21 protein-coding genes and 3 pseudogenes are annotated in these 22,152 nt (G+C 38.8%); 23 read left to right on the forward strand and 1 reads right to left on the reverse strand.

Features of this window, described 5'->3' with window-relative positions:
* The 23 genes and pseudogenes from FZ041_RS03235 to FZ041_RS03340 all read left to right on the forward strand — a co-directional run.
* Window positions 1–383: DapH/DapD/GlmU-related protein (locus FZ041_RS03235; protein WP_304621468.1), on the forward strand; the 383-nt coding region annotated here is incomplete at its 5' end.
* 8 nt (window positions 384–391) lie between these two features.
* Entirely contained in the window at window positions 392–1,348 is a 957-nt protein-coding gene (locus FZ041_RS03240) for a glycosyltransferase (protein ID WP_149188503.1), read from the forward strand.
* 35 nt (window positions 1,349–1,383) lie between these two features.
* Window positions 1,384–1,800 (forward strand): sugar 3,4-ketoisomerase, encoded by a 417-nt coding sequence (locus tag FZ041_RS03245; protein ID WP_149188504.1) that lies wholly within the window; start codon window positions 1,384–1,386, stop codon window positions 1,798–1,800.
* The gene (locus FZ041_RS03250; protein ID WP_222931128.1) at window positions 1,797–2,771 is read left to right on the forward strand and encodes a ketoacyl-ACP synthase III; all 975 of its coding nucleotides are present in this window, start codon (window positions 1,797–1,799) and stop codon (window positions 2,769–2,771) included. The genes FZ041_RS03245 and FZ041_RS03250 overlap by 4 nt, the downstream gene beginning before the upstream one ends.
* 14 nt (window positions 2,772–2,785) lie before the next feature.
* Window positions 2,786–3,007 carry an acyl carrier protein gene (locus tag FZ041_RS03255; RefSeq protein ID WP_149188505.1) on the forward strand — a complete coding sequence of 74 codons (222 nt, stop codon included), beginning with the start codon at window positions 2,786–2,788 and terminating at the stop codon, window positions 3,005–3,007.
* Window position 3,008: 1 nt separating this feature from the next.
* A complete protein-coding gene (locus tag FZ041_RS03260) occupies window positions 3,009–3,695 on the forward strand; it encodes an acetyltransferase (protein WP_149188506.1) in 687 nt (228 codons plus the stop codon).
* 2 nt (window positions 3,696–3,697) lie between these two features.
* Window positions 3,698–4,612 carry a glycoside hydrolase family protein gene (locus FZ041_RS03265; RefSeq protein WP_149188507.1) on the forward strand — a complete coding sequence of 305 codons (915 nt, stop codon included), beginning with the start codon at window positions 3,698–3,700 and terminating at the stop codon, window positions 4,610–4,612.
* Window positions 4,612–5,559, forward strand: coding sequence for a GNAT family N-acetyltransferase (locus FZ041_RS03270; RefSeq protein ID WP_149188508.1), 948 nt, complete (start codon window positions 4,612–4,614; stop codon window positions 5,557–5,559). The genes FZ041_RS03265 and FZ041_RS03270 overlap by 1 nt, the downstream gene beginning before the upstream one ends.
* 15 nt (window positions 5,560–5,574) lie before the next feature.
* A complete protein-coding gene (locus tag FZ041_RS03275) occupies window positions 5,575–6,678 on the forward strand; it encodes a DegT/DnrJ/EryC1/StrS family aminotransferase (protein ID WP_149188509.1) in 1,104 nt (367 codons plus the stop codon).
* A gap of 311 nt (window positions 6,679–6,989) precedes the next feature.
* Window positions 6,990–7,805 carry an acyltransferase family protein gene (locus tag FZ041_RS03280; protein ID WP_369407309.1) on the forward strand — a complete coding sequence of 272 codons (816 nt, stop codon included), beginning with the start codon at window positions 6,990–6,992 and terminating at the stop codon, window positions 7,803–7,805.
* 29 nt (window positions 7,806–7,834) lie between these two features.
* Complete coding sequence (locus FZ041_RS03285) at window positions 7,835–8,839, forward strand: hypothetical protein (protein WP_149188511.1); 1,005 nt, start codon at window positions 7,835–7,837, stop codon at window positions 8,837–8,839.
* Complete coding sequence (locus FZ041_RS03290; protein WP_149188512.1) at window positions 8,832–10,262, forward strand: lipopolysaccharide biosynthesis protein; 1,431 nt, start codon at window positions 8,832–8,834, stop codon at window positions 10,260–10,262. The genes FZ041_RS03285 and FZ041_RS03290 overlap by 8 nt, the downstream gene beginning before the upstream one ends.
* 88 nt (window positions 10,263–10,350) lie before the next feature.
* Window positions 10,351–10,665 (forward strand): annotated as a pseudogene (locus FZ041_RS14920) (DUF6564 domain-containing protein); the annotation flags it as partial.
* A 342-nt stretch (window positions 10,666–11,007) separates the two neighbouring features.
* Window positions 11,008–12,291 (forward strand): annotated as a pseudogene (gene aepX / locus FZ041_RS03295) (phosphoenolpyruvate mutase).
* Window positions 12,292–12,301: 10 nt separating this feature from the next.
* Entirely contained in the window at window positions 12,302–13,432 is a 1,131-nt protein-coding gene (locus tag FZ041_RS03300) for a phosphonoacetaldehyde reductase (RefSeq protein ID WP_149188513.1), read from the forward strand.
* A 19-nt stretch (window positions 13,433–13,451) separates the two neighbouring features.
* Window positions 13,452–13,661, forward strand: a complete 210-nt coding sequence (locus FZ041_RS14715; RefSeq protein WP_255449221.1) for a thiamine pyrophosphate-binding protein — start codon at window positions 13,452–13,454, stop codon at window positions 13,659–13,661.
* Between the two features lie 207 nt (window positions 13,662–13,868).
* Window positions 13,869–14,924: a CDP-glycerol glycerophosphotransferase family protein gene (locus tag FZ041_RS03310; protein WP_149188514.1), complete on the forward strand. Its 1,056-nt coding sequence runs from the start codon at window positions 13,869–13,871 to the stop codon at window positions 14,922–14,924.
* Window positions 14,925–15,017: 93 nt separating this feature from the next.
* Window positions 15,018–17,801, forward strand: coding sequence for a PEP-utilizing enzyme (locus tag FZ041_RS03315; RefSeq protein WP_187626292.1), 2,784 nt, complete (start codon window positions 15,018–15,020; stop codon window positions 17,799–17,801).
* A gap of 1 nt (window position 17,802) precedes the next feature.
* A complete protein-coding gene (locus tag FZ041_RS03320) occupies window positions 17,803–18,429 on the forward strand; it encodes a gamma-glutamyl-gamma-aminobutyrate hydrolase family protein (protein WP_222931129.1) in 627 nt (208 codons plus the stop codon).
* The gene (locus FZ041_RS03325; RefSeq protein WP_149188516.1) at window positions 18,426–19,208 is read left to right on the forward strand and encodes a phosphocholine cytidylyltransferase family protein; all 783 of its coding nucleotides are present in this window, start codon (window positions 18,426–18,428) and stop codon (window positions 19,206–19,208) included. The genes FZ041_RS03320 and FZ041_RS03325 overlap by 4 nt, the downstream gene beginning before the upstream one ends.
* 314 nt (window positions 19,209–19,522) lie before the next feature.
* Window positions 19,523–20,002: pseudogene (locus FZ041_RS14925) on the forward strand (UbiA prenyltransferase family protein); the annotation flags it as partial.
* A 164-nt stretch (window positions 20,003–20,166) separates the two neighbouring features.
* Window positions 20,167–20,856, forward strand: coding sequence for a thiamine pyrophosphate-dependent enzyme (locus FZ041_RS14720; protein ID WP_255449222.1), 690 nt, complete (start codon window positions 20,167–20,169; stop codon window positions 20,854–20,856).
* A 47-nt stretch (window positions 20,857–20,903) separates the two neighbouring features.
* Window positions 20,904–21,095: a hypothetical protein gene (locus FZ041_RS03340; protein WP_149188519.1), complete on the forward strand. Its 192-nt coding sequence runs from the start codon at window positions 20,904–20,906 to the stop codon at window positions 21,093–21,095.
* 65 nt (window positions 21,096–21,160) lie between these two features.
* On the opposite strand, the gene FZ041_RS03345 is transcribed toward FZ041_RS03340, so the two are convergent.
* Window positions 21,161–22,111, reverse strand: coding sequence for an Rpn family recombination-promoting nuclease/putative transposase (locus FZ041_RS03345; protein WP_187626293.1), 951 nt, complete (start codon window positions 22,109–22,111; stop codon window positions 21,161–21,163).
* Window positions 22,112–22,152: the final 41 nt, after the last annotated feature.

Genomic DNA, 22,152 nt, shown 5'->3' on the forward strand with positions numbered 1-22,152 from the left:
CGAATATAGGTGAATATGTGCATATTGGCTGCACTCATCGTGTTGTTATTGGTAATGATGTCTTGATGGGCAGTAAAGTATATATTACCGATCACAATCATGGGATTTATCGCGGTAATGATGTAAGTAGCCCAGACATTCCACCTGCGAAAAGGCGACTTACAGAGGGAGAAAGTGTAGAAATTGGTGATAGGTGCTGGATTGGTGAGTTTGTAACAATTCTTCCGGGAGTGACTATTGGGGAAGGCAGTATTATCGGCAGCCATAGTACAGTGACTCATGATATACCAGCAAATTCCATCGCTGTAGGGAGTCCAGCACGGGTGGTAAAGATGTGGGATGAGAGTAGCCAGCAGTGGTTGAAAATGAAGAAGGGAAGCTGACTTGATTCATGCAAAGTAATGGAATAGCGGTTGAATGTAGTGTAATGGTTTGTAATTATTGTCCCAGTTGGGATAAATTGAGGTTAACATTAAAGTCGATTCTTATGCAAGAAGATTGTAATTTCGAGATTGTAATTACTGATGATGGCTCGGAAGATAATCTTTTTTATGAGATACAGGATTTTTTTTATAAACAAGGATTTTCAAAATATAAATTGGTATCAAGTCCGAATAACAACGGGACAGTATATAATGTTTTACAAGGTCTTAATGCGTGTGTCGGCAATTTGGTGCGCCCAGCTTCACCTGGAGATTTTTTGCATGGAAAACATGTATTAAGAGACTGGGTGGATTTTATGCATGCTCATACGGAATGCATTATGTCCTATTGTGATGCTATATATTACCATATGGAAAATGGAAAAATTGTTTCGACAAAAGAAATTGCTCATCCACAATATCGTAATATTTCTTCAGGTGAAAAAGTTCTGCGTAAATATCTATTATGTGGAGATATTTGTTTAGGCGCAGCATCCATGTTTAGACGCGAGTCGTGGATAAAATATCTTGAAATGATAGCTGGTAAAGTTATTTATGCAGAAGATCATTCCTATCGATTGATGATATATTGTGGAGAACAGTTTGCACATGTTCCTCGTAGTTTTTTGCTTTACGAATATGGGACGGGGATTTCTACTAGTGGCAGTTCTGTATGGGCGGAACGGTTAAATGAGGATTGGAAGAAGGCTAATGAGATAATGCTTTCTATGAAACCGTGTGACGAGGCGAAAAGATTGAATGTGCAAGAATTTTTAAAAATTGAGCAAAAACATGGATGGATGTATCGGTTGTTGCGGTGGTGGATATGTCCCTCACGAATACTGTTTTCGATCCGAAAAAAACTTTTTCCGAATCGAACGCCGACGCAGGTAGATAAAGACTTTGTTCAAGAGTTATTAAGGTAATGAGAATCATTGATTAAGGGAAAAGGAGGGGCAATGTGCAGGTCGTAAAATATGTATTCCAACCACATGGGGATAAACGAGGACAGTTAATTGCTTTAGAAGAATTTAAGGATATCCCTTTTAAAATTAAACGCGTTTACTATATGTATGATACTGCAGAAGGTGTGGTGCGTGGGCATCATGCGCATAAGAAATTAGAACAGATTCTTGTGTGCATTCATGGCAGTTGTAAAATAAGGCTCAACAATGGTGTTGAAGAAAAGATTGTTCCTTTAGAAAAGCCTTATGAAGGATTATATGTTGCTAATAATATGTGGAGAGAGATGTTTGATTTCTCTAAAGATGCAGTTTTATTAGTCTTTGCATCAGAACTGTATGATGCAAATGACTACATTAGAGATTATGATGAGTTTTTGGATTTTATAACGAATGAAGGAGGAGATAAACATTGATAAAAGCAGTTATTCAAGATATTGGATATTATTTGCCGCCCAAAGTTGAAACAAATGAATATCTTGTTGATGAAATGGGGTTATCATGGACGGCTGACGATATTTTTAAAAAGACTGGTATTAAGCAAAGACACGTTGTAGAAGACGAATGTGCTTCTGATTTAGGTGTTAGTGCAGCGGAAGAGTTATTCAATCGTAATAAAGGATTGAGGGAACAGATTGACTATTTGATTTTTTGTAGTCAAAGTTCGGATTATGTTTTACCGGCTACAGCGTGTGTTTTGCAAAAGACATTAGGTTTATCCAAATATTGTGCAGCTATAGATATCAATCAAGGGTGCTCTGGTTTTATTTATGGTTTGTCTTTAGCAAAAGGACTGATTGAGTCTTGTGTTGCAACAAATGTTTTGTTAATAACAGCAGAGACGTATACAAAATATATTCAAAAAATGGATAAATCGACTAGAACAATTTTTGGTGACGGCGCGACAGCAACATGGATTTCTTCTTGTAATAGTGAAGATGAGTATATAGGTAGTTTTGTTTTAGGAACTGATGGTCGAGGGGCTGAAAATCTTATTGTACATAATCGTGGAGCACGTATAGATAGAGAAGTGGAAGATAATCATCTTTTTATGGATGGACCGGAAATATTTCAGTTCACCTTAATTACAATTCCGAAGCTGGTGAAAAATATACTGGCTAAGGGGAATATGACTATTGATGATATTGACTATTTTGTATTTCATCAAGCAAATGCTTTTATTTTAAAACATCTATGTACAAAGTTGAAAGTTCCTAAAGAGAAATTTTGTTTAGACTTGGAAAATACGGGTAATATTGTTTCTGCATCTATTCCTTTGGCTCTGCAAAGAGCAATAGAACGGAATGAAGTTAAACGTGGAATGAAAATTATGTTAGTTGGTTTTGGTGTCGGTTACTCGTGGGGCGGTTGCATCGTGAAATTATAAAGAGGTGTATAAATATGGAGAAAGAATTTTTTTGTAAATTGGAAGAAATCTTAGAAATGGAAAGTGGTATGGTAAATAAAGATACTGTATTGCCAGATGATTTGTGGGATTCGCTTGCTATTTTGGCTGTATCGGCAGCTATTGATTCTGTTTATAATGTTGTGGTTCCAGTAAAGGAAATTGAAAAATGTAATACGGTGGGAGTTTTGTTGAACTTGATAGAGGAAAGTAAATAAAATGGAGAAGAAGGAAAAGCTAGTAATTATCGGACTCGGAGAAACGGCTGATTTAGCGACTGATTATTTCCAGTCGGATTCGGAATACGAAGTATGTGGTTATGCTGCTGATGCAAAATATGTTGACAATACCACTGGTATGTTGAATGGTTTGCCGGTTGTAAGAGTGGAGGATTTGCAAGAAAAATATCCTTTGAGTGAGTACAAAGTGTTTGTGGCGATGGGGTACGGACACCTTAATCATGATCGAACCAATATGTATAATCGAATTAAAACAATGGGGTATAAATTTGCCAGTTATATTAGCTCAAGAGCGTTTATTGCCAATAATGTAAAATTGGGTGATAACTGTTTTATTTTAGAAAACAATGTTATTCAGCGAAATGTCAGTATAGGCAATAATGTCTATTTGTGGAGTGGCAATCATATAGGACATCGGACAAAGATTGCGAATAATGTATTTTTTTCGTCACATGTGGCTATCTCAGGGTTTTGTAGTATTGGCGATAATTGCTTTTTGGGCATAAATTGTTGTGTAGGTGATGGTGTTAATATCGCTGAAGGATGTTTTATAGGTGGCGGTGTGGTGTTGATGCATGACACAGTCAAAGGTGAATTGTACCGAGCTCCAAGAGCTGAGGCGGAACGATTAAAGACATGTGTGATATTCGGTCTTGAGGAGGCATAAAGGTGATGTGGAAGAAAAAAGGATTGATTTATAAAGCTGATAATATTTATCCGTGGAGAAATCAATTTGCGATGCTACCTACGCCAATTTTAGTTGATAATAAACTGAGGATATTTATAGGAATTTGCGATAAGGATAATGTTGGTCGAATTGGATATGTGGATGTTAATCCTAATAATCCGTCGGAAGTATTATGTGTTTCAAGAGAGCCGGTTTTGGATATTGGAAGAAAAGGATCTTTTGATGATAATGGTGTGGTTCCAATTTCTGTAATAGAGTGCGATGGTAAGATTTTTTTATATTATGTTGGTTTTCAATTAGGTGTTAATGTACCGTATTATATGTTTGGCGGTTTGGCTATTAGCGTGGATGGCGGGCATACGTTTAGCAGATATTCGGAAAGTCCGATATTAGATAGATGTGGGGATGAAATATATGCGCGCTGTGGCATTAATGTAATATATGATCAAGGGATTTATAAAATGTGGTACATTGGTAGTAATCGTGAAGGTTGGACTACAAGTGGAGGAAAGCTTCGTCCCTTATACATTATGAAGTATACGGAATCATTAGATGGAATACATTGGGGAAAAGAGCCGATACAGTGCATGTCATATAAAAATGATGATGAGCATGGATTTGGAAGACCTTTTGTATGGCGAGATGGAAATATGTTAAAAATGTATTATTCCATTAGAACATACTCAAGGGGATATTATATAGGTTATGCTGAATCGTATGATGGAATTAAATGGAATAGAAAAGACGAATTAGCAGGGATTGATGTCGGTGTTGATTCGTGGGATGATACAAATTTAAGTTATCCGTATATTTACAAATATAATGAACACATCTATATGTTTTACAATGGAAATGGTTGTGGAAAAACAGGGTTTGGATATGCGGAGTTGATATAATGAGTCGAGTTAGAGCAGTAGTATATAATCATAACTATGAAGCTGCCTGGGATGAATTTGTGCAAAACGCAAAGAATAAACATTTCTTTTTTTATCGTAAATATATGGAATATCATTCGGATAGATTTAATGATTTATCATTGATGTTTATTAATGATAAAGATAAAATTGTAGCATTACTACCGGCTTCGAGGCATGATAATACTTTGATAAGTCATGGTGGATTAACGTTCGGCGGTGTGCTATCAAATGAGAGTATGTCTACGGAACTTATGCTTGAAATATTTAATGAGTTATATAAGTTTTGTAAAGAAAAACGAATAATTAAATTATTGTATAAGTGCATGCCTTATATTTACTATAAGTATCCATCCGAGGAGGAAAAATACGCATTGTTTATTCACAATGCTAAACTTATTCGACGTGATGTGTCAACAACTATTTATTTGCCTTGTAGATATAAATATAAAAAACTTCGTAAGCGTATGATTAATAAGGCACATAATAATGGTGTAGAGGTGAAAGAATCTAAAAATTTCAGGGCATTTATAGATTTGGTAAACAGTGTATTAAGCAAATATCATAATACTAGTGCTGTACATACTGGAGCAGAATTAGAGTTGCTGGCAAGCAGATTCCCTAAAAATATACATTTGTATATTGCAGAGCTGAATGGAGAGTTGTTAGCAGGTACCGTGGTTTTTGAAAATGATGATGTTGTTCATACGCAATATTTGGCTAATTCTGGCAAGGGGAGAGCTTTAGGTGCATTAGATTGTGTTATAGATTATTTAGTTACAGAGAAATATGCGAAAAGCACTTATTTAGATTTTGGAATTTCTAATGAACAACAAGGTCGGTATTTGAATAAGGGATTGATTGAACAGAAAGAAGGATTTGGGGCAAGAGCTGTAGTGCACGATTTTTATGAATGGGATATTGAATAAGAGAGGTTGATATAAATGGAAATACCATTTGCAGATTTGCGTCCTATGCATGATGAAATACGTCATGAGTTGGATTCAGCCTATAAAAAAGTTATGGATAACAGTTGGTTTATTCAAGGCACTGAATTGGAAGCCTTTGAAAAAGAGTTCGCCACCTATGTTGGTGTAAAGCATTGCATTGGCGTTGCTACGGGGTTGGATGCGTTGTATTTGATTTTGAAGGCCTATGGCATTGGGGCTGGCAACGAGGTAATCGTCCCCTCTAACACCTTTATCGCTACGGCGTTAGCTGTTTCGTATGCGGGCGCAACGCCGGTGTTTGTGGAGCCGGAGATTGAAACGTTTAATATTGATACATCACGGATAGAGGCAGCGATTACATCAGAAACAAAAGCTATCATGGCAGTGCAGTTGCAAGGTCGTTGCTGTGATATGGATGAAATTAATCGCATTGCAAAAAAGCATGGGCTGAAAGTCATCGAGGATGCAGCGCAGGCGCATGGCGCTAAATACAAAGGAAAGAAAGCTGGTGCCCTTGGCGATGCAGCTGGCTTTAGTTTTTATCCAGGTAAGAATCTTGGTGCATTGGGCGACGGCGGCTGTGTAACGACTAACGATGATGACCTGGCTGCTAAAGTCCGTGCACTTGGTAATTATGGCTCGGATTATAAATATCACCATATTTATAAGGGAACCAACAGTCGTCTAGATGAGATGCAGGCAGCATTCCTGCGAGTGAAACTGCCACATCTTGATAAGTGGAATGATGCACGCCGTAAAATTGCTGCTCGTTATTTGGCTGAGATAAAGAATCCGTTAATCCAATTACCATTGCCGACGTCTGACGAGTATGAACATATCTACCATGTGTTTGTCATTCGTTGCGAAAAACGTGATGAATTGGAAGAATACCTAGCGGAGAACGGTATCCATACGGTAAAGCATTATCCGATTCCGATGCATATGCAAGGGGCCTATGCTGATTTGCAGATTGCAGAGGGGGTATTGCCTAATGCTGAGGAAATCAGCCGGTCGGTGCTTAGTATTCCAATGTATTATGGCATGACAGAGGAACAAGTAACCTATGTGATTGAAAAACTGAATGATTTTGCGGAATGAGTTGACATGAGGAGAAATATGGAAAATGCTCGTCACAGACAGACAGACAGACAGACAGACAGACAGACAGACAGACAGACACGAATAGTAGGATTGGATATATATAGGATTCTGTCAGTGTTGATGATTTTTTTGTTTCATTCACATATCCATATACAGTGTGATTATGGTATCTTTACACCCTTTGTAAGTATGGGTGCTATTTATATGACAGCATTTTTTATATTATCAGGTTTTGCATTGTTTTGGACATGGAAAGCTAAGGATTTACGGGATATCAATGTAATAAGGAAATTTTATATAAAAAAATCATTGGCATAATTCCTTTGTATTATACTGTAGCGTTTTTTTATGTTTGTTTTTTAGGGAAGGAAACTATAAGTCAAAATATTTTATTGGCACCTGTGGAGATGCTTTGCATTCAATCAAGTTTTGATAGCTTATTTGCCATCTCGCATAATGGTGGTACGTGGTTTATATCTTGTATACTAATGTGTTACTTCATTTATCCGTTTATGCAGGAAATAGTCAAGCAAATAACTGTTAGAATGAAAGTGGTCATTATAGGAGTTGTAGCTGGTATTTTACTGTATGCACCATTTATAGTTTATTTTTTCAAAACAAGTAGTATATATTCTAATCCGTTTTTTAGGATGTTAGAATTTTTGTTGGGGGTAGTAATTTGCTCGCTAATGCCTAAAATATCAACTGGTAAATCTAGTAAATGGCTTTATTCTTGGCAAATGATATTGCTAGAGTTTTTGATTTTAGTGGCAGGGGTAACTGTGGGGGTGAAACTTCATGTTTCTGTAGGTAATTATATGTTGTATAGCTGGGTAGCGCTTCCTATGTTTATGCTGCAGATTATTTCGATGTCGGGCTGGAAAGTTCCTGCTTATATTTATGATTTGAAAAGTATTAGATATTGTTCGAAAATATCATATGCATTTTTTCTTGCACAATTCTTTGTGTGGAATTCGACTGTATATATTATAACCAAACTGGGGGTTGATACAAATGCTGCAAGAATATTAATTTCTTTTTCTCAGTGTACAATATATGCGATATTCTTGCATAAAATTGTAGAAAAATTTATTTCTAAGACTTTGAAAGAGAAACTTTTATAAGTGGATAGTTATAGTGGGGAGGATAGTACGTGTCAATAAATAAACGGTGTTATGTTCCTGTATTAGGCTATGGTTGGTCTGGGTCTAGTGCGGTGGTGGATTTTTTGCGAGAGTTTTCCGTGACATGGGAACCAGGGATTGAGTTTCGGTTGATTAAAGATCCATGTGGTTTGATGGATTTAAAATATAATATAATTGATCGTTGGGAGCCGCTGAATGTAGATGTTGCGATAAAGAACTTTTTATGGTTTGCTTATCATTTGAGTGTACAAAGTGGCAGATTTAAACTGGTTAATGGTCTTGGATATGAAAGTGTTTGGGGGGATAAATTCCTTGAAATAACCAATGACTTTATAAAAAGATTATCGCCTTTTCAATATGATAGTAATTGGCATTATTTAGAATTTCAAAAGTCGAAATCAACAATTTTATACAATAAGATAAAACACAAATTATGGCCAGCTTCGCGAAATATAATGCCGAAACTATTTTATGCACAATGCGAGGAGGAGGAGTTTTGCCGGTGGTGCAGGGAGTATATAGATTCTTTGATGGCATGTATTGTTAGTGAAGATAAAAACTATATTATCCTAGATCAAGCAGTTCCTGTCCAGAATATTGAGGTGGCAAAAGATTATTTTTCTGAATACAAAGTGATTGTGGCGGAACGAGATCCACGCGATCAATATGTTGATTTGATTGATAGTAATATGTTGATTGGCGCAGATATAAAGAAAACGCATGATGTAAAAAAATTTATTGATTGGTTCCTTCCGTATCGGAAGAATCAGCATAGATTTAAGAAGATGGAAAATGTGAAATTTATCTGTTTTGAACAATTGGTATTGGATTACGAAAAAACTAGTAATGAAATTATGGATTTTTTAGGTTTAGAAGAATCTCAACATATAGGAAAACAGACGAGATTTAAACCAGAGATTTCTGCTAAGAATATTGGATTATGGAAGAAATATCCATATCAAGATGAAATCAAGTATATAGAAGAAAAATTGCAGGCATATATCCATGATTAGTTTCATTTTGGGATTTTGGAAGAAGTTTCTAAACATGCCGATAACTGCAAAAGCTGCATTAGTATATCTGTTTGGCATGGTTCTTCAGCGAGCTTTAGGCTTCATCACTACTCCGATATTTACACGATTAATGACAGTAGAAGAATATGGTGCGGCATCTGTATATTATACAACAGAGCAGATGCTAGGGATTGTAGCAATGTTTTGCTTGGGCGCTGGCTGGATGGATATTGGCCTTCAGGATTATAAGGAAGAACGTCATGAGTTCGTTTTTTCCATGTTGGTACTCTCAAATGTCATAACGATTATTACTGGCATATGCGTATGTGTAATATATCCATGGATTAAAGAATTTTTGCGGGTAGAGCCAATGTTATTAGTTGTAATGTTTACGAATTTCTTATTTAGTCCTGCGATGTTCTTCTGGCTCAGAGAGGAACGATTTGGTTATCGTTACAAATGGCCGGCTATTTTTTCTGTGGGAAGTTCTATTCTGTCAACTATTACAGTGGTCGTTGTGTTGTTGATTATGCCATTTAATCGCTTGTACGAACGAGTCTTAGGAGCTGCGCTTCCTCTTGTTGCTTGCTATGTTGGTTTTTATTTTCATATTGCTAAACGTGTTGGGTATAAGCTGGTAGTTAAATATTGGCGTCCCGCTATTTTGTTTAATTTGCCACTTATTCCACATTACCTATCGTTGTTTTTTTTGGGCGGTTCTGATCGTCTTATGATTGCGGCGCTGGTAGGAGAACGTGAAGCTGGATTTTATAGCGTATCTTATACGGTAGCAATGTTGGTTATGATGGTATGGACAGCGGTAAATAGTTCATTAGTACCTTTTATCATAAAATGCTATGAAGTAAAAAACTACCCCAAAATATCCAATACAGTTTTGCCAATTATTACCTTCTTTGGCGTTATTTGTGTTTTTATCGCATTGTTAGCACCGGAGGTTATCAAAGTTTTGGCAACAGATGAATTCTTAGAAGCTGTATATATTGTGCCGCCAGTTATATGTGGTGCTTTTTTTAGCTTATTATATTATTTATTTACAAATGTTTTATATTTAATGAAAAAACCGCAGTATGTCATGATAGCTAGTATATCGACGGGTGTGTTGAATGTTGGATTGAATTATTTGTTTATTCCTGGTTATGGATATGTTGCAGCAGGATATACTACATTGGTTTGTTATTTATTGCAAGCGGTTATGGATTACCTTATCTCGTATTATTTTTTGCGTATGAATGTATATGATATGAAATATTTGTCGATTGTTTCCATAATGGTAGGAGTATTTTCTTTTGGAGTGCTATATGTATATCAACTTCCAAGTATAGTTCGATATATATTAATCCTATTGATTTTAGCGGGGAGTTTTATTAAACGACAGGAGATTATCCGGTATTTCAAATGGTGAGAGGAGATTTTAATATTATGAAAGCATTGATTTTAAATTCGGGGATGGGAACTCTATGGGCGTTTTGACAGCAGAGCAGCCCAAGTGTATGACGGAGATTTCCAGTCGGGAGACGATTCTCAGCAGGCAGTTGCAGAGTCTTGTAGATGCTGGTGTAGATGGAGTGGTTATCACGACTGGTGCCTTTGCAGATGTATTGGTGAAGTATGTACAGGGACTGGACTTGCCGTTGAAGATTACTTTTGTCCATAATGATAAGTTCAAGGATACGAACTACATTTATTCGATGTTCAAGGCGAAAGAGTATTTGCAGGATACAGAGCTGATCCTGATGCATGGCGATCTTGTCTTCGAGAATTCTGTGTTCGACCAGGTTATGGCTGTAGAGGGAAGTGTTATGGCGGTTAGCTCGACAGCAGACCTGCCGCAGAAGGATTTCAAGGCTGTGGTTGTTGACGGCAAGATTCAAAAGGTAGGCATTGAATTCTTTGAGCAGGCGATGGCTGCTCAGCCGCTTTACAAGCTGACGAAGGAAGATTGGAAGAATTGGCTGGCAAAGATTGTTGCATTTTGTGAGGAAGGCAACACCGCTTGCTATGCGGAAAATGCTTTGAATGAAGTCAGCGATTCGTGCGCTATCCGTCCGCTGGATGTCAAGGATATGCTTTGCCGTGAGATCGATAATCCGGAGGATTTGGCGGTGGTCTCGCATCAGCTACAGGAGATTGAGAAACGTACTGTATATATGTCGTTTGCTACGGATGTCCTGCACAGCGGCCACATTGCGCTGATCAAGAAGGCTGCTCGTCTTGGCAAGCTCATCGTTGGTGTGCTTACGGATGAGGCAGTGGCAAGCTATAAGAGATTTCCGATGGTTCCGTTTGAGGAACGTAAGGCTCTTTTTGAAAATATTGCTGGTGTATACCGTGTGGTGGCACAGGATGAGCTTAGCTACAAGAAAAACATCGAGAAATATCAGCCGACGTACGTCGTTCATGGCGATGACTGGTGCGAAGGATTCCAAAAACCGGTGCGTGATGAGGTCGTTTCCTGCCTGGCAGCATATGGCGGCAAGCTGGTTGAGTTCCCATATGCACAGAGCGAGAAATATCGTCAGATGGATGCGCGCACACGTGAGGAGATGTCGCTTCCCGATATGCGTCGCAGTCGTCTGAAGAAGGCAATCGAGATGAAAGGCACGGTTACGGCTATCGAGACCCACAGCGGCCTTACGGGACTTCTGGCTGAAAATACCGTCGTGTATGACGAGGGCAAAGCACATCAGTTTGATGCGATGTGGGTCAGCTCGCTGTGCGATTCGACGGACAAAGGCAAGCCGGATATCGAGCTTGTCGATATGACATCGCGTTTCCGCACGATTGACGACATCATGGAGGTCACGACGAAACCGATTATCTTCGATGCTGATACTGGCGGGCTGAAGGAACACTTCATCTATACGGTACGTACCTTGGAACGCATGGGTGTATCCATGATCATCGTCGAGGATAAGACTGGCCTCAAGAAGAACTCCCTCTTTGGTACCGAGGTCAACCAGACGCAGGATTCGATTGAGAATTTTTCGGAGAAGATTGCTGCAGGTAAGGCGGCGTAGAAGACGCAGGACTTCATGATCTGTGCCCGCATTGAAAGCTTTATCTTAGAGCAGGGCATGGATGATGCTTTGACGCGAGCTTTTGCTTTTGTCAAGGCTGGTGCAGATGCCATTATGATTCACAGCCGCAAGAAAGATCCATCGGAAATTTTTGAGTTTGTAGAGAAATTCCGTGCGCAGGATGCCAAGACGCCGATCGTCGTTGTGCCGACGTCGTTCAACTCGGTCACTGAGGAAGAGTTCAAAGCGCGCGGCGTCAATGTCGTTATCTATGCCAATCAGCTGATGCGTGCAGGCTTCCCTGCTATGCAGAAAGCGGCAGAATGCATCCTGCAGAATCATCGGGCAAAGGAATGTGACGATATGTGCATGTCGTTCAAAGAGATTATCCGCTTGATTCCGGCAGATTATTAAGGATACGGAAATGAAACAGCAGTTGATTTTCGTGGATAAGGATTATGCATCGCTGACTGCGTATTTGCAATCTGTGCCTGCCAAGCGGGCTTTGCTGGTACATGGCAGTTCGATGTTGCATCTGGAGGTGGGGCAGTATCTGCTCCATCTTCCGGAGAATCTAGGCATAGATGTTATTGAGTTTACGGATTTCGAGCCGAATCCGGATATACAGTCAGCAATTGCCGGTGCTGTTTTATGCAAGACGCAGGGGTGTGACCTTATCCTTGCCTGTGGCGGCGGCAGTGCAATAGATGTGGCAAAATGCATCCGTTTGTTTTATGAAGTGGATACCTCTAAGCCGGATTTCCTGCAGAATCTTAAGCCGGGGACACTGCCTTTCGTGGTAATCCCGACAACAGCCGGGACAGGCAGCGATTCTACGCACTTTGCGGTAGTTTATCAGGATGGCAGGAAACTTTCCGTGGCAGAGCCGGATAATATCCCGCAGGCGGTTGTCCTGGATGCAGCGACACTGGTAAATTTACCGTTGCGGCAGAAACGGGCGACGTATCTTGATGCGATGTGCCATGCCATTGAGTCGTATTGGTCTGTCCATGCGACGGCGGAGAGCCGTGTGTATGCACGGGAGGCATTGCGTTTATTGTGTGCGGCAAGATTGTCGTATCTGCAGGGAAATGCAGATGTGACGGTCAATATGTCGATGTTGATGGCAGCGCATTATGCCGGCAAAGCCATCAATATATCGAAGACGACGGCAGCACATGCCATGTGCTATAAGCTGACCAGCCTATTTGGAGTGCCGCATGGACAGGCGGCAGCTTTATGCCTGAGTCATTTATGGCCGTATATGCAAAATAGGTTGTCTGCTGCGGATGCGCCGACGCAACAGCAGCTGCAGGAGAATTTTGCGGGAATCGCTGCGGCCATGGACTGCGAGTCTGTACAGGAAGCAATCGCTACATTTCAGCAGATACTAAAAGAATGCAAGATGGATAAACTAAACCGGACAGATGAGGAAACGGATGATGTCATTGCAGCGCTGGCAGGTTCTGTAAATGTGCAGCGTTTGCAGAACCATCTGCTGCACTTGGAGGCGGCGGATTTTACCTGTCTGTATCGGGCAATCCTGAAAGGATAAAGGGAGGATTTATAAGACCATGAAAATAGAAGATTTCGTGCGTACCTTAGGCGCAGATTTTTATACGGGAGTACCTGATTCCCAGCTGAAAACATTGTGCAACTATCTGATGCATACCTACGGCATTGATAAAAAGCACCATATCATAGCAACCAATGAAGGAAATTGTGCGGCACTGGCGGCAGGGTATCACTTGGCGACGGGCAAGGTTCCGGTCGTATATATGTAGAACAGCGGCGAGGGCAATATCATCAATCCGGTTGCCTCGCTGCTGAGCGATAAGGTATATGCCATTGATCTTTGTCATCGGCTGGCGTGGTGGGCTGGGCATACATGATGAACCGCAGCATATCTACCAGGGGCAGGTAACGATAAAGCTACTGGTAGATATGGATATCCAGAGCTTTGTTATCAGCAAGGAGATGACACGTATTTATTGGCTATATCAGAGAAGATATATGGCGAAAATGGTGATTTAAATCATGAAAACTATGGTAAAAATGAAGCATATGAGTATTGTAAAAGCTTTTTTGATGATACGATAAATGGATACGAAAATAAAAAATGGTTTGATCTTCAGGTATTAAATCCAGATGATGTGTTTGTTAACAGACCATATGATATTCACATGCCTCCTCAATATCGAAGTGAAGTTTTATCAAAATATTGCAAATTATGTTTTATTCCTTATGCATATTGTGAAAATATTTGGACAACAAAAATTTCATATTATATGTATTATCTTGATTCTGTGTTTATCGTTTTTACTGAGAACATGGCACGTTGTAAAGATTTAAATAACGTTTATAAAAGGTGTTTTCATGCAAATTGGAAAAAGATAGCGTATCTAGGTTTTACCCGTTTTGATCTGCATAAAACAGCTCTGGTTTACAAGAGTGACTTTAAAAAAGTAGTTTGGTTACCTCGATGGTCGACTGATAAAACAATAAATCCATCAACTTTTTTTAAGTTTAAAGATAGTATAATTAAATTTTTTAAAACAAACATACAATATCAACTGATATGCAGGCCACATCCGTTAATGCTTAGGAATTATGTTTCTAGTGGAGAAATGACTAAGAAAGAAGAAGAATTTATCGCTTTATTTGATGAAATTGATAATTTTTTACTAGATAGTAGCCCTGACTACTTGTCCTGTTTAAAAGCGGCTGATGTAATTGTTAGCGATTGGTCATCATTGCTGGTTGAAGAAATAGCAACAGGTAATCCTGTAATATATTGCGGAAGTGATAAAGGATGGAATCTAGATGCAAAATACAGATCGAAACTTATGTATAAAGCTCATATTGATATAGAGTTAATTAATAATTTACAAACTTTACTTAATGGTAATGATCCTTTACAGGGAAAAAGAATTGAATACATAAATAGCTCGTTGAGACATGATGGAAAGACTGGGGAGAGGATTGTTTCTTTTTTGATTGATGATTATATGGGGAGAGTACAGAAAAATTCATTGAAGAAGGTTTAAGCGCGGTGGATTTTAAGCATAAAGCAACTTGGAAATTTTAATCCTTTAGTAATGAGAAAATTTTATAGTATAAGAATTATATGGTGGATTATTATGAAAATATCTTATAGTTTTGGCCTTATAGATTTGCTACATTTTGGGCATATAAAAGCATTGAAGAAAGCCAAACAAGAAAACGACTTGAGTGTTTTTGGCTTAGTTAGCGATGATGCTGCTGAGGCATGGATGGGGGTTCACGTTTCAGATGAGAGTGAAAGAAGAACTGTAGTTGAAAGTATTAAGTATGTAGATGAAGTTTGGCCACAAAGTACTTTTGACCCTGTTGAAAATTTAAGAATTTTACACAAAAAATATCCTAATGCAGAAATAACACTGTATCATGGAAATGAATGGGCAATCTTATCTGCTAAAAAATATGTGCAGAATATAGGCGGTAGAGTGGTGAAAATTGATTATTATGACAAGCTTTCACCGCAGGCGATTTTGGATACGCTAAATACGAATGTTATTCAAAAGAAACAATTAAATAGTAATTTAATTTCAACAAAGGCTAATACACTACAATCTCTAAAAGAAATGATAAGAAAAGCCCGCATTGAGGAGATGTATATTGTAACCATAGGTGAATTTTCTACAGATAATGATAAAGTGGCGGATGATATAGTTCGTGCCTTTAAAGCGGGGAAAATTGTAGTTCGCAGTTCCTCGAAGAGGGAGGATGCGTTTGAGGAGTCTAATGCGGGGCATTTTGAATCTATTCTGGATGTCAGTGTAATAGATAGAGAAGCTGTAAAACATGCAATTGCTACAGTTATTAGCTCTTATGGAGAAGAGGTGGATGACGATGAACAAGTACTGATTCAACGGCAGACAGAAGATGTTCTTGTTTCAGGTGTTGTCTTTACTAGAGACATTCAAAGAAATAGACCATATTATGTAATTAATTATGATGATAGCGGCAGTACTGATTCTGTAACGTCCGGTTCAGGGGGATATTCGGCATGGTTGTCATATGACGTGGATAAGAATAATGTTCCTCTAAAATGGCGAAGCCTTATGGAAGCAGTATGGGAAATGGAAGAAATATTAAAGGGAATTTTGCTGGATATTGAGTTTGCAATAACGAGTGAATCAGTTGTTATATTCCAAGTGCGTCCTTTGGCAGCAGCGTATAAATATGGAAGAAAGAATAATAAACAGGACTTACAAGACATAAAAGAGGAGAATGTTAAGAAGTATTTAAAGCGATGTGGTATGGGGTTAACATGCTATTCTGATATGGCATTTTGGAATCCTGCTGAAATCATAGGGGATAATCCCAAAAATTTGGATTATTCGTTGTATCGTGAAATTATTACGAAATCGGCATGGAATGAAGGTTTGGTTCCTATGGGGTATCGACCAGTTCCTAAAGAGTTGATGTATAGGTTTGGTAATAAACCTTATATCAGTGTGGAGAGATCTTTTGAAGCATTAATGCCAAGTGCCTTATCGGATGATTTGTCTAAGAAGCTTCGTGATTATTATATAAATGAACTTAAAGATAATTTATCTGCACATGATAAAATAGAATTTGAAATTTCGCATAATTGTTATGATTTCTCTATGCATGTCAGATTAGCTAAACTGATGACGGAAGGTTTTTCTACAGAAGAGATCCTGGAACTTGAGAATGCCTTGAAACAGTTGACCATAAAAACAATTTCCTCGTATGCAGATGTCTTAGCAACAGATATGGAGAGTCTTAAGCAATTAGAGGGAATTAGGCTGGATATAAATAATATAACCAGCGGTACTACAGATTTTCGATTGATAGCAAAATCTATACACACTTTACTTGATTCCATAAATAAGTTTGGAACACCGCAATTTTCACGACATGCAAGGTGTGCATTTATTGCTAAGTCAATGTGCAAATCACTGGTAACAGAGGGCTATATAACATTCGAGCAGTATAATCAATTTATGTCGAGTATTCGAACGATTGCTGTTGATTACGATCGTGATTATCATGCAGTCCTTGACGGTAGACTTGATAAGGATCAGTTTATGCAAATCTATGGTCACCTTAGGGCAGGAACATACAATATTAGAAATCCACGCTATGATCAAATGAGTCATCTTTTTTCTAAAAAAACGGATCGCCATAAATCAGATACGAAAATATCTAACCTTAACGAGAAAGATGTTATTGATGCTTTTGATAATGCTATTATTAATTCTGGATTAGTAGGTATCAAAGGGGTTAATGTTGTTGATTTTGTAAAAAAGGCAACAGAGCAACGTGAATATTTTAAATTCATATTTACGAAGAGTCTAAGTCAAGTAATAGAACTTATTAAACAAATAGGTACAATAGCAAGTATACATGTGGCGGATTTATCTTACCTAGAATTACCGGAGATTTATGCAACAGAGTTTTATTCGGACGTCGATAGATTAAATGAGTTTTGGTCGCTTATCATAGATAAAAGACATGATTTGTTCAAAATTAATTCTGAGATGATTCTACCCGCAGTGATATGTTCAAGACAAGATTTTGTGTATATAGAAAACATAAATTCTAGACCTAATTTCATTACCGAAAGAAAAGTTACAGCGGAGGTGGTATTGCTAGAGGATGATGCAGAAGAAAGTGTAGATGGTAAAATTGTTGTAATAGAGAAAGCGGATCCAGGATATGATTGGATCTTTTCAAAAGGAATAGTGGGGCTGATTACAAAGTATGGTGGGGCAGCTTCACACATGGCAATTAGATGTGCTGAATTTAAAATTCCAGCAGCAATAGGAAGTGGGGCGATATTGTATGAATATGCTATAGCTTCACATAAGTTAACAATAGATTGCAAACATGAAAAAATAATAAGAGAAGTTTAAGTTGTATGGTGGTTTTATGAAAAAGGTCTTATATACACAAAGAGTAGAAGTTATTGATGCGTATAATGAACGTAGAGATTGTGTTGATCAGAGAATTCCTGAATATATTTTTGCATGTGGTTATTTACCAATATCCGTTCCGAATAATTGGGAGATCGTCGAGCAAATTGTTGATAATGTTGATCCTGATGGTATTGTCCTAGTCGGAGGAAATAGTCTGGTAAAGTATGGTGGCGATGCTCCTGAACGAGATGATACAGATAGAAAACTGATCGATTTATCAGTAAAAAGGCAAATCCCTTTATACGGATTTTGTCGCGGAATGCAGTCTATTTTGGATTATTTTGGAAATAATTTAGTAAAGGTAGATGGACATGTTGCGAAATACCATACTATTACTGGAATTGAAGATTCGATTGAGGTAAATAGCTATCATAATGAAGCATGTTTAAAGTTGGATGGTAATGAACTAGTCGCTGTAATGCGAGCTGATGATGGCGTCATTGAAAAGATTCGTCATAAATCACTACCTATTATAGGGACTATGTGGCATCCAGAAAGAGAAAAATCATTTAGAAAAAATGATATAAATTTATTGAAGACACTTATAGGAGGTTTTGAAAAATGAAAGCAATCATTTTAGCAGCTGGATCAGGGACACGTTTAAAGAAATATACTAAAAATTTACCCAAGGGAATGCTGGATTTTATGGGGAAAACATTAATAGAACGCCAGATAGAAGTATATAGAGATTGTGGAATTGAGGATATAATAATTGTTCGTGGATTTGCTGCAGATAAAATATCATATGAAGGCATAAAATATTATACAAATAAGAATTACGCTAATACTAATATGGTTGAGTCATTAATGGAGGCTAAAGCGGAGTTTGATGATGACATCATTGTAAGCTATTCTGATGTTCTTTTTCAGGATGATATGTTAAAGAAAATGATGGAATTAAAAGCGGATTTTGCATGTGCGGTGGATGATAATTGGCAAGAATATTGGGTGAAGCGCTATGGAAGGGTGGATTTTGATACTGAAAGTTTAGTAATTGATGATAAAGATAATATAATAGAGCTTGGTCTTGAAAATCCATCTGCAGGTAATATTAGTGCTAGATATATAGGGATCTTGAAATTTTCTGTTAATGGATTAAAGTTTATTCAAAAAATTATGGGGGAAGCATATCAATCATTTATGAATAAACCGTGGCAACAATCCGGAAAGACGATAAAACAGGCATATATGACAGATCTGCTTAATGCAATAATTGAAGCTGGAAAAGAAGTTAAGGCAATTCATTTTAATAATGGTTGGATAGAATTTGATACAAATGAAGACTATGAAAATGCGCTGAGATGGAGTAAAGATGGTAGTATATCAAAAATTATTAGATTATGATATGTTGTGTAACTATGTATGATTAGACACTATTTAATCCGTTGTGGATTTTTTTCTGCATAGATTTTTCTGTACACCACTTTGAAGACTTTGTTCTAGTATTCCTTATTTATAGATGTTGAATGTGGCAAGTATTTGTATAATTTATAATTTTATGCTTTTGAATATTATTTGAGTATGAACTTTGGCTTTGCTAAGTGTAGTAAAAAGTATGGGGGGATGTTTTTTAGTGTTTATCATAATTGGGATGAATGTGTTTCTTGACATTCATCTTACGGAGGGGATAATTATTGGGAATGTGTATTTTGCAGGAGATGCGTCCCTATCAATGGACAAAAAATATACTTGTATACGCAGCATTGCTGTTTGGAGGAAGTTTATTTGTTGAGGGGAAATTGTTGCTGGTAACTATGGCTTTTTGCTCCTTTTGTTTGGCCGGCAGTGGGGTGTATTTCTTTAATGACATTGTCGATGCGGAAAATGATAGGTACAATCCTAAAAAGTGTAATCGTCCCATCGCCTCAGGTAAGATTAGCATTATTCAGGCCTATATATGGTCTATTTTGTTATGGCTTGTGGGTGGGCTGTTAGCGTATATGGTCAATGTAGGTTGCTTTTGCCATATTTTAACCTATGTGATTATAAATATCTGCTATACTTTGCGGCTAAAGCATGTCGTTATTATTGATGTGATGATTATTGCTTCAGGATTTGTGCTTCGGGCTGTTATGGGGGCAATTGCTATTGGAATGGAAATGACAATGTGGTTTTTACTGTGTGTGACGTTTTTGTCATTGTTCCTTGCATTGGGGAAGCGACGGCATGAGTTGGCGGCACTGGCGGATAACGAAATTACTCGAGGGCGAAAGGTTTTGCGGTTTTATAGTATTGATCTCATTGACCAGTTGATGGCTATTGCTGCGACAGCCCTTATACTCTTGTTGAGGAACTGCAGGCTGTGCTGGCAGAGTACAAGACATTGTTGCAGAAAGGCAAGAATGTGGCTTTTGTCATCCGTAAGGGTGCGCTGTCCTATGAGGAGAAAGTGGTCTATAAGAACGACAATCAGATGCTGCGTGAGGAAATCATCCAGCATATCGTGGCTGTGTCCGAGGAAGCCCCAATCATCTCGACAACAGGCAAAGCCAGCCGCGAACTCTTTGAGACGCGAGAAGCAAATGGGCAGAGTCATAAGTATGATTTCTTGACAGTAGGCTCAATGGGACATACGTCATCGATTGCGTTGGGCGTTGCCATTAACAAACCAGAGCAGAAAATCTGGTGCATCGATGGCGATGGTGCAGTGCTTATGCATATGGGAGCAATGGCGGTCATGGGGGCAGTGAAGCCGCAGAACCTTGTGCATATCGTCATCAATAATGGCGCTCATGAAACGGTAGGCGGGATGCCGACGGTAGCACAGAGTGCTGACCTGTCGACAATTGCTAAGGCCTGCGGCTATGATACGGTCAGTAAAGTATCGTCCTTTGCGGAATTGGACAAGGTGTTGCAAGCTGCCAAGACAACGCCAGGCCTTCATTTCATCGAAGTAGCAAGTGCTATCGGTGCACGGGAAGATTTGGGGCGTCCGACGACTACGGCGCTGGTGAATAAACAGAATTTCATGGAATATATACAGCTCCTTTGATGGACATATGGTTACAAGGCGGTATGGAAAGGAAGTGGGAATCGTTTATGTTTGTGGTAAAGAAGAACTCCGAGATGATGAATAAGACGTTTCGGCTACCGGTGGATTTGCTGGAGCGATTGACCGAGGTAGCAAAGGCGCAGGATGTGTCGGTCAATAATCTGGTGCAGCAGTGCTGTGAGTATGCGCTCGGCGATATGGCCGGGGGCGGTAAGTCGGAGACGAAACAAGGAAAATAAAATAAAACAGAACCGCTATGCTTAGTGTATTAAGCACAGCGGTTCTGTTTTATTTTAAGGGATGTTTATAATTCTTTTGCAAGTTCGGCAATGCGTTCAGCGGATAGGCTGGTGTATTTCATAATTAGGTTGATATCCATATTGTCGCGTAACATGTTGAGAGCCATAGATTCATGTGCCCTGCGTTCGCCTTCAGTGCGGCCTTGTACACGCCCTTGCTCGAGACCCTGCTCGAGCCCTTGCTTCATGCCTGCCTCACGGCCTTGCTTGAATCCTTCGGCAAGGTTTGCTTTGAGGTCGCTGTTGTAGTCCCAGATGGCCGATTCGCGGGCAATATATTCGCGGTAGGCGGTGTCGTCCATGATATAGCGGTCAGATGCCTGCATAGCATCCTTGATGGCTGTATTTTTCATTGCGAGTTCCTCCTTTTTGTCTTCATCGAGTTTGTTGGCAAAAAAAGCTAACCATTTTTCGATACGGTCCATAGATTGGATGGGTTTATCCTTGTATTTAGGGATTTCGAGAAAGTGAATTTCAAGATCATCGGTCAGACGATGGTGGGTTTTTGGATTGTAGAGGACATAGGCTGCATGAGGATCTTCCTGGGGGAGAAAACTGTAGCGCAGGATGTTGATGGAGATGGCAGGTTTCAGTGTGCCGTAATCGTCACCGGTGTGGAGGGAATCAAAGTGCAGGTACATGTGCGACCAGTAGAAAAGCGTACGTTTTTCCATGTTGCGCCGGTTGACTACTTGCATTTCAATGTCGATACGGCTGCCGTCGTTTAGAATACCAAAGATATCAAGGCGACCGAGTTTATCGGTATCTTTGTCGGGAGATATCTCCGTATTGCGGAATTGCAGGTCGACAAATGCATCGTCACCATCACGACCAAGAATATCATTGATGAGCTGCAAGGTGATGTTTTTGCGTTCTTCGCGACCAAAGACGAACTTAAAGAGCAAATCGTTGGTGGGGTCATAGGAACGTACGGTAGGGACATGACTCTGCTTCATGGTAAACCTTCCTTTCTTCTTATTATAAATAATGATGGATG

Source organism: Pseudoselenomonas caprae, assembly GCF_008271345.1.
Lineage (GTDB): Bacteria > Bacillota > Negativicutes > Selenomonadales > Selenomonadaceae > Selenomonas_A > Selenomonas_A caprae.